The following is a 17,517-nucleotide window of genomic DNA, read 5'->3' on the forward strand; positions in this document are numbered from 1 at the left end:
GATCTACTTTACTTTTAGATGAATAAATTAGAAAATACTTTACCTAATGTCGAGGGAAATGAGTTCGGAGAAAACGCTCGATCGCTCGTACACCCCTTTCAGTCGTGAACGGAATTTTTAATTCTTAATTATCAACTATTCACCATTGCCTTCCCCCCTCGAGAGGGTGGATAAAGGGGGGTTTGCCCATTGCCCCTTTTCAAGGTAAAAAGGCGAGAGGATTACTTTTGTTTTCAGCAAATCCTAGTATGCCTTCATCTCGATGTTGATAAATAATTTTTCCCTGATTGTTAAATAAAAAAGTGCCTCCTCTTTGGGTTAAATAGTTATCGTTAGGCACATAGGTTCGCCAGTTAGTCAATACCTCAATCATATTTTTTAATCTAATGGTTGCTAACTCAAAAGGGCGCTGATAGTTTTTCCCTACTTTGTTAAATAGTGAGCCTTTAATGGGCGGTAAAAATTTTATGTTAACAATTTCATTTTCTTGTAATAGAGATGGTGCTTTTTTATCTCCAAAATAACCACGTAAAACTTCTTTTAATGTTCCTTTACTACCTATTCCTGCACACATTAAGATCAAGTTCAGCCATTGATTTTGACTACAATTAAAGGTAGGAAATTGCCAGTTTAAACCTTGATATAAATTTAATTGTTGATGAATTTCTGCTGTTTCGTCCAAAAATAAATTTTCTGGGTTAAATCCTGTATATTGACAATACTTTTCCCCTGATTTTAAGTTACCAATTGCGATCGCTCTTAGGGCAATTTTTTTTTCATGCAAAATATCTTGATATTTATTTAACCACCAAGCGTATTCAAGACTATCAAAATCTCCTAATTGGGGTAAGACAAGTAAGAGAATATAGTTAGCAGAAGAAGTACCATTAAATATAGAAATTTCTTTCCCGTCACTGACTCTGACTCTTTTAGTAGTTTTGAGAAATGAATAAATATTTGATTGTTCAACAGTATTTGTATTTAAATCATTCATACAAAGAAGAAAGATAGATAATAAGAAGACATTTCCAATTTCAATTAGAATAGAAAATTGGCTAAATTAAAGTATATAAATAGTTTTCCCTTTATATTATGCAATCTCCTTATCAACCTAGTGATATAGAATCAAAATGGCAACAACAATGGTCTGATTCTAACCTTTATTTAACAGAAGAAAATCGAGATAAACCTAAATTTTATGCCCTTTCTATGTTCCCTTACCCTTCAGGGAAATTACACATGGGTCATGTACGCAACTATGTTATTACCGATGTTATCGCCCGTTTCAAGCGAATGCAAGGACATCGAGTTTTACATCCTATGGGTTGGGATGCTTTCGGTTTACCGGCTGAAAATGCAGCAATTGATCGAGGTATTCCACCGGCTAAATGGACTTATGAAAATATTGCACAGATGCGATCGCAGCTTCAAGAGTTAGGACTATCCATTGATTGGAGTCGAGAAGTTGCTACCTGTTCCCCTGATTATTATAAATGGACACAGTGGTTATTTTTACAATTTTATGAGGCAGGACTAGCTTATCAAAAAGAAGCCGCCGTTAACTGGGATCCGATCGATCAAACGGTGTTAGCTAATGAGCAAGTTGACTCAGAAGGCTATTCATGGCGTAGTGGAGCAAAAGTCGAGCGTAAATTATTAAGACAGTGGTTTTTGAAAATTACCGATTATGCCGAACAGTTATTGAATGACTTACAACAGCTAGAAGGATGGCCCGATAGAGTCAAAACCATGCAGGAAAACTGGATTGGTAAATCTGTGGGGGCTTATTTAGAATTTCCCATTGTCGGTAGTGACGAAAAAATCCCTGTTTTTACTACCCGTCCTGATACAGTATATGGAGTGACTTATGTAGTTTTAGCTCCTGAGCATCCCCTCACCGAAAAAGTGACCACTCCTGAGAGGAAAGAAGCAGTATCCGCCTTTATCCAAGAGGTAAGCAGTGAAAGTGAAATCGATCGCACTGCCGACGATAAACCGAAAAAAGGCATATTGACAGGAGGTAAAGCCATCAATCCCTTCACAGGGGAAGAAATTCCTATTTTGATCGCCAATTATGTTTTATATGAATACGGCACAGGAGCAGTAATGGGAGTACCTGCCCACGATGTGCGAGACTTCAAATTTGCCAAAGAAAATAACCTCCCCATAAAAGTGGTTATCCTGCCTGAGAATGTGGAAGAAACTGATTTTTCTCTTGTGGAAGCCTATACCGAAACGGGTATTATGGTTAATTCAGGGGAATTTAACGGCATGGAATCCACCCAAGGCAAAGAAGCAGTTATTAAACTAGCGGAGAATAAAGGATTTGGTAAAAAACGCATCCAATATCGCCTTAGAGACTGGTTAATCTCCCGTCAACGTTACTGGGGTTGCCCTATTCCCGTCATTCATTGCCAAGATTGTGGCACAGTTCCTGTACCTACAGAACAATTACCAGTTGAATTACCTGAACAAGTAGAATTTTCTGGACGAGGACCCTCTCCCCTTGCCAAACTCGATGATTGGGTAAACGTGACTTGTCCGAAATGTGGTAAACCTGCGAAAAGGGAAACCGACACTATGGACACCTTTATTGACTCCTCATGGTATTTTTTACGTTATACCGACGCAACCAACCAAAATGAGCCTTTTAACCTCGATAGAGTGAATGATTGGATGGGGGTGGATCAGTATGTAGGTGGTATTGAACACGCAATATTGCACTTACTTTATTCTCGTTTCTTCACTAAAGTTGTCAGAGATAGGGGTTTAGTTTGTGTAGATGAACCTTTCAAACGCCTCTTAACTCAAGGAATGGTGCAGGGTTTAACCTATAAAACGAAGCAAACAGGAAAATATTTAACACCTGAACAAATTATCTATAAAAATGGGGAATGTCGAGACAAGGAAACTAACGAACCCGTTAATATTTTCTATGAAAAAATGTCAAAATCTAAGTATAATGGCGTTGATCCGAAATTAGTCTTAGAAAAATACGGTGCAGATACTGCTAGGATGTTTATTCTCTTTAAAGCACCTCCTGAGAAAGATTTAGAATGGGATGATGCAGACGTAGAAGGGCAGTATCGCTTCCTTAACCGAGTTTGGTTACTGGTGAATGAATTTATCGAAAATCCTGATTCTGCCGAGGATAAAACTATTAATAAAGCGAATTTGAGTAAAGAGGAAAAAGACTTAAGAAGGGCAATTCATACGGCAATTAAGGAGATTTCCGAAGACTTAAGCGGGGATTATCAATTTAACACGGCGGTTTCGGAGTTGATGAAGTTAAGCAACGCCTTAAGGGATGCCAAAATCAAAAATTCTCCTGTATATCGAGAAGGAGTTGAAACCCTCATCTTATTATTAGCACCTTTTGCCCCCCATATAAGTGAGGAATTGTGGCACAAACTCGGCAATAGCGAATCGGTGCATTTAGCTAACTGGCTAATTATCGATGAAGAAGCCTTAACGGTGGACGAAATCACCCTCGTTATTCAAATAAAAGGCAAAACCAGAGGTACAATTTCTGCTCCTGCTTCTGCTAGTAAAGACGAACTAGAGGCGATCGCCCGTGCTTCGGATATTGCTCAAAAATACATTGCTGACAAGGAGATTAAGAAGGTAATCGTTGTACCGAATAAATTAGTTAACTTTGTGGTTGTCTAACTCTTTCAATTCATTTCATTAGACTTCTTGCTCTCTCAGGCAACAGGCAACGGTAACAAAATCGACCCCAAACCCATATAAATTGATTTTAATTTTAATGTTAATTTTGCAAGAGGTCTATTATGAATAATGAATGAGCAAGGTTTGAGCTGATTGGGGGATTGAAAAGAAATCAGGAGTTAGAAATCAGAAGTTAGGGCTTAGGGTTTGTGTTAATTAAACTCTTTTGCCTGTTGCCTTCCCCCCTCTCGAGGGGGGAAAAAGGGGGGTTTACCCTTTCACCTTTTAACTTTGCCCTTTTTATTTTTCTAATTGCTAAATGACTAATTTAGAATTTATTATCCGTATCACCGTTGCTTTTACCCTAGGTGCATCCTTGGGGTTTGAGCGTCAGTGGCGACAAAGAATGGCAGGATTGTTAACGAATACTCTTGTCTCAGTGGGGGCTTGTTTATTTGTGATGTTATCGGTTTTAATTGAAGGGGATAGTAGCCCTTCAAGAATCTCTGCTCAGGTAGTTTCTGGTATTGGTTTTTTGGCAGGTGGAGTAATATTGAGTGAGGGACTAAATGTTAGAGGATTGAATACTGCGGCAACTCTATGGTGTGCGGCGGCTATTGGCTCTTTAACTGGTTCTGGTTTTATGTCTCAGGCTTTTTTAGGTGCGATCGCTGTTTTAGTGGCTCATCTTATCTTACCTCCCCTCGGAGAAATGATTAATCAACAACCCCTAGAAAATACAGAATTATATTTATGCTATCAGTGTAAAGTTATCTGTAATAGTAAACATGAAACTCAGATTAGGGCTTTGTTATTACAATCCTTAAGGGAAAATGGTACTTTTAAACTACGTTCTATGTATAGAGAATTCTTAGAGGATGAGACAAAAGGGAAAGTAAAAATAGAAGCAGAAATAGTTAGTAAATCTAATAATGATCAACTGATAGAACAAGTTATCAGCCGACTTAGTCTTGAACCTAAAGTAATCTCTGCATCATGGCGTTTAACGGAAAAAGAATTTGTTTGATAGTAAAGTAAAATCTCTTACAGATTTGTTGCTATAGTATCAAATGTAATTGGTATTTATTGTTGCTATGAAAACTCGTTCTACAACACCCAAAGTTATTCTTGCGATTATGGGTGTAATTTTGTTAGTATTTATCAGCTATTGTTTGATTGCCAGTAATTCCTCTTATTTGAAAACAGGAGGAGTGAAAAAAAATCCTGAAGGAGTGGTATTTATTCCCAAAAAATCCCCCTTAATGGTATCCCTACTAATTAATCCTGATAAATTAAGTAGTTTAGCTCAATTACTACCTAACAATGGTGAACAAAAACGAGTTGTCAGGGCAATGGAGCAATTACGTTCAAATTTACTAACCTCAGCGAGAGTGGATTCTCCGGAAGATATTAAATCTTGGTTAGGAGATGAAATTACTTTAGCCGTTACATCTCTCGATTATGATTACTCTCCAGAAAATGGTATCCAACCCGGATATTTATTAGCAGTAAAAAATAAGTCCCCTGAGCTGGCAAAAGAATTCTTACAAACTTACTATAGTCGTGAAATAGTTTCCAATGAAGTTGAATTAATCCTCGAAGACTATCAGGGAGTTAACATTGTTTATCAACATCCTCTGACAGATGATTCTCCTGTGAAACAAGTAGCCGCCGCCGTAGTTGCTGATTTTGTCTTATTTGCTAATGATTTACCTGTTTTAAAAGATGCCATTAATAATGCTCAAGCTGTAGATCTCAATTTAGCACATGATTTAGACTATCAAAGTGCGATCGCATCTTTACCCCAAAAAAAAGTTAGTATCGTTTATGGTAATTTACCTCTAACCTCCGCATGGATTACGAATCAAAGCACCATTGCAAACCCCGACATCTATCAAAGCCTAACCCTTTCCCTTGCTTTGAATCCTCAAGGATTAATTACTCATACAGCCTTATCGGGTGTAAATACAGAAAAAAATCAAGCACCTTCCCTAACCTCTCCCCCTCAAACTCTCAACTACATCCCTGAAGACAGTATTTTAACCATAGCTGGAATTAACCTAACCAAATTAGGAGAAAATATCAGTAATGGCATCACCAATCACAACCCCCTTGCAGAAATTATCTATCAGGGCATTCATCCCCTCGAATTAAAAACAGAATTAGATTTCAATGAAGAAATATTTTCTTCTGTTAGTGGAGAATACGCCTTATCCCTAAGCAAAAATACTATCAACAATTCATTAGAGTGGTTATTTATCAATCAAAAACAAGAAAACTCCCTCGCCAAAACCCTTGATAATATAGCTCAGAATAGAGGTTTAAGCGTAGGGCAACTACCCCTTGAGAATACTACTATGACGGCATGGACAAAATTAGTCACCACCTCAGAAAATAACTTCTCTCGCTTACAAGCAGAAGTCAAAGGGGTTCACTCAGAAACATCTAACGAAGAAATTATTACTAATTCTGTCAATCTTCTTAGCAAAGTTTTTTCCACCCCCTTCGAGAGTCTTTTACAATCTAGCGACTTTCAAGAAAGTATTAAAGCCTTACCCCAAGCAAACAACGGTTACTTATTCATTCGATGGCAAGATTTAGCCCCTTATTTACGTAATCGTTTCCCCATCATCAAAATAGCCGAATTAGCTTTTAAGCCTCTGTTTGACAATCTTGAATCTGTTACTATCACCACAGAAGGAACTCAAGACGGTATCAGTTATAGTACATCTTTCTTTCATTTAAAAGGTTAGTTTGGTTTTTCATTCTTGTCCATTTCTAACCATTAACTTAAGTTACATAACCTGAGTTCGGGATAAGCTGAAAGCATTATTTTCTCCTAGTCAGAAAACCTTATAGCTTCTTAGAAACAACGATAAAATTGCCTTAATCCGAACTGACTTAAACAAGGGGCTTAAGCCCCTTGCTAAAAACCCCTACCACCTGCAACCTGCAACCTGCAACCTGACACCTAACCTTGTTGGATATTCTTAAACCGAACTGAGGTTAAATTAGTGTCATGCTTTTTGATTAATCATTAGTCATTAATCGTACGACAAGTAACACACTGAGTTAAACGTTGACGCAAAGAAGCAAAAGGAATATTATCAATAATCTCCGCCGCAAAAGCATCAATCAACAAATGACGGGCATCATATTCATTTAAACCACGACTACGAAGATAAAAGATTTCATCCGCTTCTAATTGGCTAACCGTTGCCCCATGGGCGCACTTAACATTATCGGCGGTAATTTGTAACTCAGGTTTAGTATTGATTCTTGCTTTCGGGGAAAGAAGTAAATTACGGTTTAATTGTGCCGCATTAGTCAACTGGGCTAACTTTGGTACATAAACTCTACCATTAAAAACCCCATGCCCTGCATCATCAAGAATATATTTATGAAGTTGATTAACAGTGCCATAGGGATGATTTAAGTTAACCTCACTATGGGTATCTCCTAATTGCTTGCCTTGTAACATTGTTAGTCCATGCAAGTAAGTTTCTGTTTGCTCCCCTTCTTGATTAACTTGTAAATTATGACGATATAACTTACCCCCCAAGCTAATTTCATTGATGGTATAACGACTATTTTTTGCCTGATTTACCATAGTTTGAGCAATATGAAAACCATCTCCAGATTCTCTTTGAATACGATTATGATTAACTTGGGCATTATCTAGTAAATGAATTTCCGTAACGGCATTGGTAAAATAATATTGTTGTCTTGCCGAATCAGAGCAACCAAAAGAAGTTGCACCGTAATATTCAATAAATTCTAGGACTGAATTAGCCTCCGCTACCACTAAAATGCGAGGTTGATGCCAACTTCCTGTCTTTTCTTTAACGCTAAGATGTAGTAAATGAATAGGAGTTTTTATTTCTTGATTAGCTTTTACCCACACCACAAAAGCATCATTTAAACTGGTGGAATTTAAAGCGGTAAAAACTTCATTTTCAGGCTCATTTTTAGCTAAATATTGAGCTATTTTTTCTTGTTTATCATCATCTAAATTTGTTAGATTACCCACATAAATTTGCTCTGAATTTAAACCAGAAGTATCCGATAAATTAGCTTGATAATAACCATTAACGAATACTAAACGAGAATTAGATGCTTCTTTGAGGATAAATTCTTGTAAAGTTTGATTTTCTAAATCTTGAGGTTGTGCATACACTAAATCTTGTTTATATAATTCAGATAAATCGGTAAAACGCCATGATTCATCTTTAGTGGTGGGCAGATTTAATTTAACGACTTTATTCGCCGCTTTTCTTCTAATTTCTTGGACAATAGTTTGTAATTTTCCTTCCAGATGAAGGGGTTGATTTTCGGCAATTTGCAGTAAACAGCCTAAATATCCATCTTTGGTGTTTTTCAAATTTTCTTGTGTCAATATCATCATCTATTTTCAATTAGTAATTAGCAAAAATTGCGAGTTAAGAGTTAGTTTCCCTCTCTCCCCTCGTCACCCTCTCTCCCGAATTCCAAACTCATTTCTTCCCCTCCTTTCTCCCTAAACCCCGAATCTTCTAAAATTAAATTAAACGTTGGTTAACTGCTCTTTATCGAGGAAATCGTAACCTTTTGCTTCCAATTCAAGGGCTAGATTTTTGTCACCACTCATGACGATTTTTCCTTCATACATAACATGGACAAAATCAGGGGTTATATAGTCTAAAAGTCTTTGATAATGGGTAATTAAAAGAAAAGCATTATCGGGTTTACGTAATTGATTGACTCCTTCGGAAACGATGCGCAAAGCATCTATGTCTAATCCTGAATCGATTTCATCTAAAATGCCTAATGTTGGTTCAAGTAAAGCCATTTGTAGGATTTCGTTACGTTTTTTTTCTCCCCCGGAAAAGCCTTCATTTAAACTTCTTTGCAAGAAGCTGGGGTTCATTTTTACTACCTCTAATTTTTCTTCGACTAAGTCTTCAAAATCAAATGCGTCTAATTCTTCTAAGCCTAAATGTTTACGACGGGCATTATAAGCAACTCTGAGAAAGTCGAGGTTACTTACTCCGGGGATTTCTAAGGGGTATTGAAAGGCGAGGAAAATTCCTGCTAAGGCTCTTTCTTCTGGCTCTTTTTCTAGTAGGTTTTCTCCTTGATAGATGATTTCACCCCCTGTAACTTCATATTCAGGATGCCCTGTCAATACCTTGGAAAAGGTGCTTTTTCCTGAACCATTACGCCCCATGATGGCGTGAATTTCCCCTGCTTTAATTTCGAGGTTAACTCCTTTGAGAATGGGGGTGTCATCAACACTTGCAGTTAAGTTACGAACAGTTAATATAGGTTGATTCATAATCGGTCTTTTTTAGTTTATTACTTTTATTTAATATCTGGGTATCTATTTTAGGGTACTTTAGCAACAATTTTGTTGTTTAATTCATTTTTGATGATTATTTTTATTTTGGTGATGAAAATGGTTTATAGTTGTTCTAGTTTTTGTATATCTGGGATAAAACTGCGATCGAGTCTTCCATAGCTCCACAATTTTTGATAATAATTCAGACTAACTTGGTCTAAATCGTCCCTTAGTTGGTTAATGGCAATACCATCATTACCAATTTCTTTTCCTGAACTGTGAATATATTTGTTTTCTCCTAAATATAAAGCCACATGATTAACCCTTGCATCGCCAAAAAAAATTAAATCTCCTCTTTGTAACTCATCTCTTGATATTCTGGTAGTAAAATCTTCTTGTTGATAAGAGTCTCTAGGTAGCCATACTCCTACACTAGCAAAAGCACTTTGCATTAAACCAGAACAGTCATAATTAGGTGCAACGGTGCCACCCCATAGATAATAATTAGGGGTTTTCATGGCTTGGTAGGTAAATTCTATTACCTGAGAAATAAGGGTTTCTATTTTTTCCCTTGTCACTGAAACAGGTTGATATGGTTGAGATGCAATTTCTAGTTCCGTTAAATTAGTGATATGTAAATAGGCATAATATTGATCTTCTAAGGAGCAAACTTTTACAGTATTATCGATTATCTCAGAAGAAAGAACTTTTAAATATCTGCCTTTTCGTAGTTGGGTTGCTAATTCTTTACAGTCGGGTTGGGCGTATAAATTTAAGTTCGTTAAACAGACATATTCTCCCGTGGGAAATGGGGTTAATAAATCAGATAATTGGGAATTCATAAGATTTAGATAGGTTTCAGATTTAAGATTTCTTCTCAGTCCGACATAAAATTATCGGTGGAGGTAGTGAGCGGTAAATAGTACTTATAATTGATATAAAATAAATTTAAATTGATTTTAGTAGCAGGTTTTATTTTTGGTTCTTCAGAGTGTGGTTATGATAAATTAAAGCCAAGAGAAAAAGTTAAAAGGGCAATGGGCAAAGGTAAATAGTGTTGGGGTGAATAGTTGATAGTTGATAATTACTCGTTACTCATTACTCCCCTAAACCTGACACCTGCAACCTGCAACCTGACACCTACCCTAACTAATTATTTACACGACGAGAAGTGATAGAACCTTATTTTTTTTCCAACATTTAATCAGTCAGTGACAAGATTGAAAGGAAAAATATCAATAAACATGAGTTTTTTATGAATTCCTATGACTTTTCATTCTTGTTTTTCAATTCTAAATAATACTTTTCCATCAAGTCCGGGCGTTTCTTTTTTGTCACTTCTAACTGCTTTTCCTTGCGCCATTGGGCTATTTTTTTATGATTTCCTGAACGTAGTACTGGCGGAACTTCCCACCCCCTAAAAACTGCGGGACGAGTATAATGAGGGTAATCCAATAAACCATCCTCAAAACTATCTGCATAAAGAGACTCTACCTTGCCCACAGTACCCGGTAGTAGTCGAATAACCCCATTTATTAAGGCTAAAGCAGGTATTTCTCCACAGGTTAAGACAAAATCCCCTAAAGATACTTCTCTGGTAACAATATTTTGTACTCTCTCATCAATACCTTCGTAGTGTCCACAAATTAAGACTAACTGCTCGAAATTTGCTAATTCTCGTAAAAGAGGTTGATCCATTGTTTGCCCTTGAGGAGAAAGCAAAATCACCTCTCTTGATTCTAAAATAGGTAAAGATTCAACCGCCGCAAAAATAGGTTCTGGTTTTAATACCATACCAACACCCCCTCCATAAGGTTCGTCATCAACTTGATGGTGTTTATCGGTGGTGAAATCTCTAGGATTAACTAAATTTACGGAAGCAATACCTTTATTTAAAGCCTTACCCAATAAGCCACAACTCAAAGGAGAAGAAAAAAAGTCTGGAAATAAAGTAATAACGTCTATTTGCACAACTAAGAATTATATTTAAGGTAATTTAATCGAAGAAAAAAGAAAAAGTAATAATGGTCAAAAAAATGACAGTTTAGCCCAAATTTTCATGATTATATGGGATAGCCATTGAAAATTTATAATTTTTGTTTAAAGTTAAATTTAATTATTTTAAGGGCTTGTTATATCATTATTATTCATAATTGACTATTTATGAGCAATTGTTGACCTTGATCAATCTTCGATGGTAAAGATTATGATAATCTGATCATGGGAAATATTCGTCTTAGGTGAGTGAAAAAAATCTGAATCCGACAGATGTTTTACTCGCTTTTACTGTTAATGGTATAAAAATCTCTTAGAATTTAATTTTAGTCTAAGTAGGGAATCATCTTAAGTTAAGTTAGAAAATAACATGAAGCAATATCAAAGAAGCTCAATCCTAGTTATAGGAGGTGCAGAAGATAAGGTACACGGAAAAGAAATTTTACAGAGTTTTTGGCATTGTGCAGGGGGAACATCTGCTATCATCGGTATTATTCCTTCGGCTTCAAGAGAGCCTACTATCATCGGGGAGCGCTACTTTAATATTTTCCGGGATATGGGTGCTAAAGATATCAGAGTGCTTGATGTGCGCGATCGCATCCATGGAGAAGATAAGGGTTATCAAGAATATGTAGAAGAGTGTACAGGTATATTTATGACTGGGGGGGATCAACTGCGATTGTGTGGATTATTAGCAGATACCCCTTTAATGGAAAGAATCCGTCAAAGAGTAAAATTAGGAGAAGTCACCCTTGCAGGAACAAGCGCAGGAGCGGCAGTAATGGGTCATCATATGATAGCAGGGGGAAGTAGTGGAGAATCCCCAAATCGAGCGTTGGTAGATATGGCCATGGGATTGGGAATCATTCCCGAAGTAATTGTGGATCAACATTTCCACAACCGTAACCGTATGGCAAGATTATTGAGTGCTATTTCTAGTCATCCTGAAAGATTGGGTATCGGTATTGATGAAGACACTTGTGCTGTTTTCCATCACCATAATGAATTTATAGAAGTTTTGGGTAGAGGAACCGTTACAATTGTTGATGCCCAAGCCATGAGTTACACCAATCAGGGAGATGTTTCGGCAGAAGCCCCTTTAGCTCTTCATAATCTGAGATTACATATTTTGGGACATGGTGATCGATATAATATCAAGAATCATCAACCCATTGCCGCAGTTGTTGAATAATTATGGGTGTTGCTTAATTATGATATGAAATGTACTGGAATTATGCCAAAATTGACACATCAAAATATTATCACTATTTCCTATTCCCCACCTAAACGAGAGACTATGTCTAAAATCAGCAACGCCTAATTATGAATTAATATCCATGACCTTTAAAGCCGAGAAACTGTCGTCTGTTACTAGAGTTCTCAAAAAAATAAAGAAATGTTCAAGTTGAACAGTTAAAAAGAGCTTAAAAACGAGACACTTAAAATTGCGTCTAATATGATTGAACCGTTGGGAAACTTAATTAGAAATCATGAAAATCCTCAAAACACAAACATTACGTGGACCTAATTACTGGAGCATTAGAAGACAAAAACTAATTCAAATGCGTTTGGATTTGGAAGATGTGGCCGAAAAGCCATCTAATCTCATTCCGGGGTTTTATGAAGGCTTAGTGGAAATTTTGCCCAGTTTAATTGAGCATTATTGTTCAAGGGATCATCGGGGGGGGTTTTTAGAAAGAGTACAAGAGGGAACTTATATGGGGCATATTGTGGAACACGTTGCCCTAGAGTTACAAGAATTGGCAGGAATGCCCGTCGGTTTTGGACGCACCAGAGAAACTTCTACTGCTGGAGTTTATAATGTTGTTTTTGAGTATGTTTATGAGGAAGCCGGGAGATATGCAGGAAGAGCAGCAGTAAGGCTTTGTAATGCTATTATCAATCATGGTGTTTATCCTCCAGAAGAATTAGCACAGGATTTAGCGGATTTAAGGGATTTACGGGCAAATTCTGCTTTAGGTCCTTCCACGGAAACTATTATCAAAGAAGCCGAAGCAAGAGACATTCCATGGTGTTTATTAAGTGCAAGGGCAATGGTTCAGTTAGGTTACGGAGTTAATCAACAACGCATTCAAGCTACTTTAAGCACTCATTCGAGTATTTTAGGAGTAGAATTAGCCTGTGATAAGGAAGGTACGAAAACAACCCTCGCAGAAGCTGGTATCCCTGTTCCTAGAGGTACTGTAATTCACTATCTGGATGAATTAGAAGATGCGATCGCAGATGTGGGTGGTTATCCTGTGGTAATTAAACCCCTTGATGGTAATCATGGTCGGGGTATCACCATTGATGTAGAAACACCAAAAGAAGCAGAAGAAGCCTATGATGTAGCTAGTGCCGCTTCTAAAAGTAGATCTATTATTGTAGAGAAATATTATAAGGGTAATGACCATCGTATTTTAGTCATAAATGGCAAACTGGTAGCCGTTGCGGAAAGAATACCTGCTCATGTTGTGGGAGACGGTTATTCTACTATTGAGGAGTTAATTGAAAAAACAAATCAAGATCCTAATCGAGGAGATGGCCATGATAACGTTTTAACAAAAATAAGCGTCGATCGCACTTCCCTAGGAGTTTTGAGAAAACAAGGCTATGATATGGATACTCGCCTCAAAGAAGGAGAAATAGCCTATTTGAGAGCAACCGCCAACCTTAGTACCGGTGGTATTGCTATTGATCGCACTGATGATATACACCCAGAAAATATCTGGATAGCGGAAAGGGTTGCAAAAATAATCGGTTTAGACATTGCAGGGATTGACGTAGTTACCCCCGACATCACCAAACCTTTAAGGGAAGTTGACGGGGTGATTGTGGAAGTAAATGCCGCTCCCGGTTTCAGAATGCACGTAGCTCCTAGTGTGGGACTTCCTCGTAATGTGGCCGCTCCTGTATTAGATATGCTTTTCCCTGAAGATAAATCTAGTCGCATCCCCATCTTAGCTGTAACAGGCACAAATGGTAAAACCACAACCACAAGACTTTTAGCCCATATTTATCGTCAAACTGGCAAAGTGGTGGGTTATACTTCCACTGATGGTATTTACTTAGGAGAATATTTAGTTGAAAAAGGAGATAATACTGGACCGTTAAGTGCAGGGGTTATTTTGAAAGATCCTACGGTAGAAGTTGCGGTGTTAGAGTGTGCTAGAGGGGGTATTTTACGCTCAGGTTTAGCCTTTGATCGCTGTGATGTTGGCGTTGTACTTAATGTTGCGGCTGATCACTTAGGTTTAGGAGATATTGACACCATTGAGCAAATGGCAAGGGTTAAAGGGGTTATTGCAGAGGCAGTGAGTGCTGATGGTTATGCGGTTTTAAATGCAGATGATCCTTTGGTAGCGCAAATGGCTCAAAATGTCAAGGGGAAGGTGGCTTATTTTTCCATGAATCCTGATAACCCTATTATTACAGATCATCTAAGACGAGATGGCATGGCGGCAATATATGAAAATGGTTATGTCTCTATATATGAAGGAGAATGGACTCTCAGGGTAGAAAAAGCAGTTAATATGCCCGTCACCATGAAGGGAATGGCACCTTTTATGATTGCCAACGCTTTAGCCGCTTGTTTAGCCGCCTTCGTTAATGGGGTTGATATAGAGTTAATTCGTCAAGGAGTAAGAACTTTTAACCCGGGTGCAAACCAAACTCCCGGCAGAATGAATTTATTTGATCTGAGAGATTTTTCTGTTTTGATTGACTATGCCCACAATCCTGCTGGTTATGAGGCAGTGGGAGAATTTGTCAAAAATTGGCAGGGCGATCGCCTTGGTGTTATTGGTGGTCCTGGAGATAGACGAGATGAAGACTTAATGCTTTTAGGGCAAATAGCCGCTCGGATTTTTAACTATATCATTATTAAAGAAGACGATGATAGAAGGGGTCGAGAAAAGGGTGAAGTTGCCGATTTAATCCTTAAAGGTATGCTTTCAGAAAATCCCAATCAAGAACATATAGTCATTTTGGACGAAATTGAAGCCATAGAAACTGCTTTGAAAAAAGTAGATAAAGATGGTTTAGTGGTGATTTTCCCTGAAAGTGTGAGTCGTTCTATTGAGTTAGTGCAAAAGTATCAATAGGTTTCCATTAGGAATTGAGAAAGGGCAAAAGGCAAAGAAAAAAGGTCAAAGGGCAAGGGGCAAAGGGCAAAGGTAAATAACCTGAGTTCGGGATAAATTTTCATCTATGAATGATGAAGAAAAAAAGGCAAAAGGCAAGAGGCAAGAGGCGAACCCCCCTTTATCCCCCCTCAAGAGGGGGGAGGGCAAAGGAAAAATTAAGAATTAGGAATTAAAAACCCCGAACACTCATTATTTGTTACTCATTACTTTCTCTCAACACCTGCAACCTGCAACCTGAAACCTGACACCTACCCTTATCCAATACTCTTAAACCGAACTGAGGTTAAATAGTGTTGGGGTGAATAGTGAATAGTTGATAATTACTCATTACTTATTAGACTTATCCAAAAATTATGATTTTTGAACGGTATTTCGGGCATAAGACCCCGATTTATGGAGATGTCTGCCACTCCCCGAAACCTACGACCTGAAACCTGACACCTGAAACCTTTTTCCAAACTCCGAACTCTTAAAATTACTTGCTCCAGAGTCGAATCTCTAATCGGTTTTGCCGTTTTTGAATCATGCCTTGATAGTTGCTCAAATTGAATGAGCGTAAATCTGTTTCATTGTTCATTACTTGTGCGATCGCATCCTGTACTCCAGAGGTAATATTACCGTTGATAGCTTTATTGACAGTGGCAGTAATGGTTTCAAGATTACTTTGAGGGGAGATAATTAACTCTACTTGAATCACTCTGTCTGTTTGATTATCGATGATATAGCTAATTTCTTGGATTTGAGGAGAATTTCCATTGTAACTAACGACGGTATTGCCTGAATCGGTTAAGTTTTTATTTAAGGGTTGTCCCCATCTTTGATTCAATTCGCTGGCGGATGCCCCAATATTAGAAATTGCGAGAGGGGAAGCAGTTATTATGACGGGAGTTGAGTTAGGAGGCACTGTGTCAGGTTTTTTCTCGGTAATATTGCCTTGATTGCTTCCTATCTCAGTTTGATTTGTCTGAGGTTGCTCATTATCAATGGTTTTATCAGCAGGATTATTGTTATCAGTACTTTCTGGAATTTGGTTATCAGAGGTTTTGGGTTTATTAAAAGGGAAAGTTGAACGTTTATCTTGAGTTAAAGGATTATTTTCTTTTTGTTGTGGTAAATCTCCATCCACTGGATTTTCTAATTTGAGGTTATTAAAAGTAGTATCATTGTCGGTTGACCAGAAAAATTTATAACCAAAAAAGAAAGATGCGATCGCAACTAAAGACAGAAAAATTAAGGGTATAAAAGGATTAAGGCTAAAAGTTGATTCGGATTTAGATATAACTCTTTGGGTTGAGTTACGAGAAAGGTGAGATGAATTACGATTTTGAACAACTGCCTTAGTTTTTAAAGAAGTAGGAGTTGATGTATTAGAATATTGAGAAGAAGCTACAGAGTTAGTCGTTAATTTGCGACCAAAAGCAACGGTTTTCGCTTCCGATGGATAAACAGGCGGTTTTAAAGCAGACAACATTTCCTCTGCACTAGCAAATCTTTCCCTCGGATTAAAGCGAATGGCACGATCAATAACTCCAGCTAAATTAGTATGAAGAGAAGATATTTCCTGTCGCCAGAGAATTTCACCGCTACGGGAATCAGTTTGTAAATATTGAGGATTTTTCCCCGTCAATAAATAAATAGCCGTCAAACCTAAGCTATACAAATCACTGGAATAAATGGGGCGCCCTGCCGCTTGTTCTGAAGGCATATAACCCGGAGTACCAATTGCGATCGAGCTGGTATAATGACTTTTATCGTGGGCTAACTCCGTCATTGCCTCTTTAACCGCTCCAAAGTCAATTAAAACGGGTAATTGATCATCGTAACGGCAAATAATATTATCTGGCTTTAAATCTCGGTGGATAATGTTGCGTTCATGGATAAATTGCAAAACAGGCAAAATCTGAATTAAAATCTTTTCTACTGCTTGGGAAGATAAAACCCCTTTCTGCTCTATCATTTCTTTTAAAGTTAAGCCATCAATCCATTCTTGCACCAAGAAAAAATTATTGTTTTCTTGAAAATAAGCATACAGTTGGGGTATTTGAGGATGATTTTCCCCTAAAGACTCTAAAATTCGAGCTTCCTGTAAAAAGCGATCGCACATCCAAGAAGGTAAATTTGGTTCATGAATAATCGGCTTTAACTGCTTGATAACGCATTTTCTTGAGGAAGGTAAATGAGTATCCACCCCCAAGAATGTTTCTCCAAAGCCCCCTCTGCCAAGACTTCTGATAATTTGATAGCGATTGTTTAATAGAGTTTGACTATTCATGTCCCCTAGGACTCTTTACAAAATAGAACTTATCTATCATAACCTCAGTTCAATCTAAAATTATTTAATCGGATTGACTTAATCTAAAGACATCCCCTACTTTACTTAATTTTCAGTTA

11 protein-coding genes are annotated in these 17,517 nt (G+C 37.5%); 5 read left to right on the top strand and 6 right to left on the bottom strand.

The genetic code is table 11. The annotated features are described in order from the left end of the window. Positions 1 to 199 precede the first annotated feature (199 nt). A complete protein-coding gene (locus CYAN10605_RS14260) occupies positions 200 to 994 on the bottom strand; it encodes a peroxiredoxin-like family protein (protein WP_015220654.1) in 795 nt (264 codons plus the stop codon). A gap of 98 nt (positions 995 to 1,092) precedes the next feature. Here CYAN10605_RS14260 and leuS point away from each other — a divergent pair, with 98 nt between their 5' ends. The 3 genes from leuS to CYAN10605_RS14275 all read left to right on the top strand — a co-directional run bounded on the left by leuS (position 1,093) and on the right by CYAN10605_RS14275 (position 6,422). Next, complete coding sequence (gene leuS, locus CYAN10605_RS14265; RefSeq protein WP_015220655.1) at positions 1,093 to 3,669, top strand: leucine--tRNA ligase; 2,577 nt, start codon at positions 1,093 to 1,095, stop codon at positions 3,667 to 3,669. Positions 3,670 to 3,988: 319 nt separating this feature from the next. Beyond that, the gene (locus CYAN10605_RS14270) at positions 3,989 to 4,696 is read left to right on the top strand and encodes an MgtC/SapB family protein (protein WP_015220656.1); all 708 of its coding nucleotides are present in this window, start codon (positions 3,989 to 3,991) and stop codon (positions 4,694 to 4,696) included. A 67-nt stretch (positions 4,697 to 4,763) separates the two neighbouring features. Beyond that, a complete protein-coding gene (locus CYAN10605_RS14275; RefSeq protein ID WP_015220657.1) occupies positions 4,764 to 6,422 on the top strand; it encodes a DUF3352 domain-containing protein in 1,659 nt (552 codons plus the stop codon). A 284-nt stretch (positions 6,423 to 6,706) separates the two neighbouring features. Here CYAN10605_RS14275 and sufD read toward each other — a convergent pair whose 3' ends face one another. The 4 genes from sufD to trmD all read right to left on the bottom strand — a co-directional run bounded on the left by sufD (position 6,707) and on the right by trmD (position 10,957). Continuing rightward, the gene (sufD, locus tag CYAN10605_RS14280) at positions 6,707 to 8,074 is read right to left on the bottom strand and encodes a Fe-S cluster assembly protein SufD (RefSeq protein WP_015220658.1); all 1,368 of its coding nucleotides are present in this window, start codon (positions 8,072 to 8,074) and stop codon (positions 6,707 to 6,709) included. Positions 8,075 to 8,212: 138 nt separating this feature from the next. Next, a complete protein-coding gene (gene sufC, locus CYAN10605_RS14285; protein WP_015220659.1) occupies positions 8,213 to 8,983 on the bottom strand; it encodes a Fe-S cluster assembly ATPase SufC in 771 nt (256 codons plus the stop codon). A 125-nt stretch (positions 8,984 to 9,108) separates the two neighbouring features. Continuing rightward, entirely contained in the window at positions 9,109 to 9,828 is a 720-nt protein-coding gene (locus tag CYAN10605_RS14290) for a C40 family peptidase (protein ID WP_015220660.1), read from the bottom strand. A gap of 421 nt (positions 9,829 to 10,249) precedes the next feature. Further along, entirely contained in the window at positions 10,250 to 10,957 is a 708-nt protein-coding gene (trmD, locus tag CYAN10605_RS14295) for a tRNA (guanosine(37)-N1)-methyltransferase TrmD (RefSeq protein WP_015220661.1), read from the bottom strand. Positions 10,958 to 11,351: 394 nt separating this feature from the next. Here trmD and CYAN10605_RS14300 point away from each other — a divergent pair, with 394 nt between their 5' ends. Further along, positions 11,352 to 12,173 carry a cyanophycinase gene (locus CYAN10605_RS14300; RefSeq protein WP_015220662.1) on the top strand — a complete coding sequence of 274 codons (822 nt, stop codon included), beginning with the start codon at positions 11,352 to 11,354 and terminating at the stop codon, positions 12,171 to 12,173. 298 nt (positions 12,174 to 12,471) lie between these two features. Then, on the top strand, positions 12,472 to 15,084 hold the full coding sequence (cphA, locus tag CYAN10605_RS14305) for a cyanophycin synthetase (protein WP_015220663.1): 2,613 nt from the start codon (positions 12,472 to 12,474) through the stop codon (positions 15,082 to 15,084). A gap of 517 nt (positions 15,085 to 15,601) precedes the next feature. On the opposite strand, the gene CYAN10605_RS14310 is transcribed toward cphA, so the two are convergent. Next, a complete protein-coding gene (locus CYAN10605_RS14310) occupies positions 15,602 to 17,398 on the bottom strand; it encodes a serine/threonine-protein kinase (RefSeq protein WP_015220664.1) in 1,797 nt (598 codons plus the stop codon). Positions 17,399 to 17,517: the final 119 nt, after the last annotated feature.

It is taken from the genome of Cyanobacterium aponinum PCC 10605 (assembly GCF_000317675.1).
In the GTDB taxonomy this organism is placed as follows: domain Bacteria; phylum Cyanobacteriota; class Cyanobacteriia; order Cyanobacteriales; family Cyanobacteriaceae; genus PCC-10605.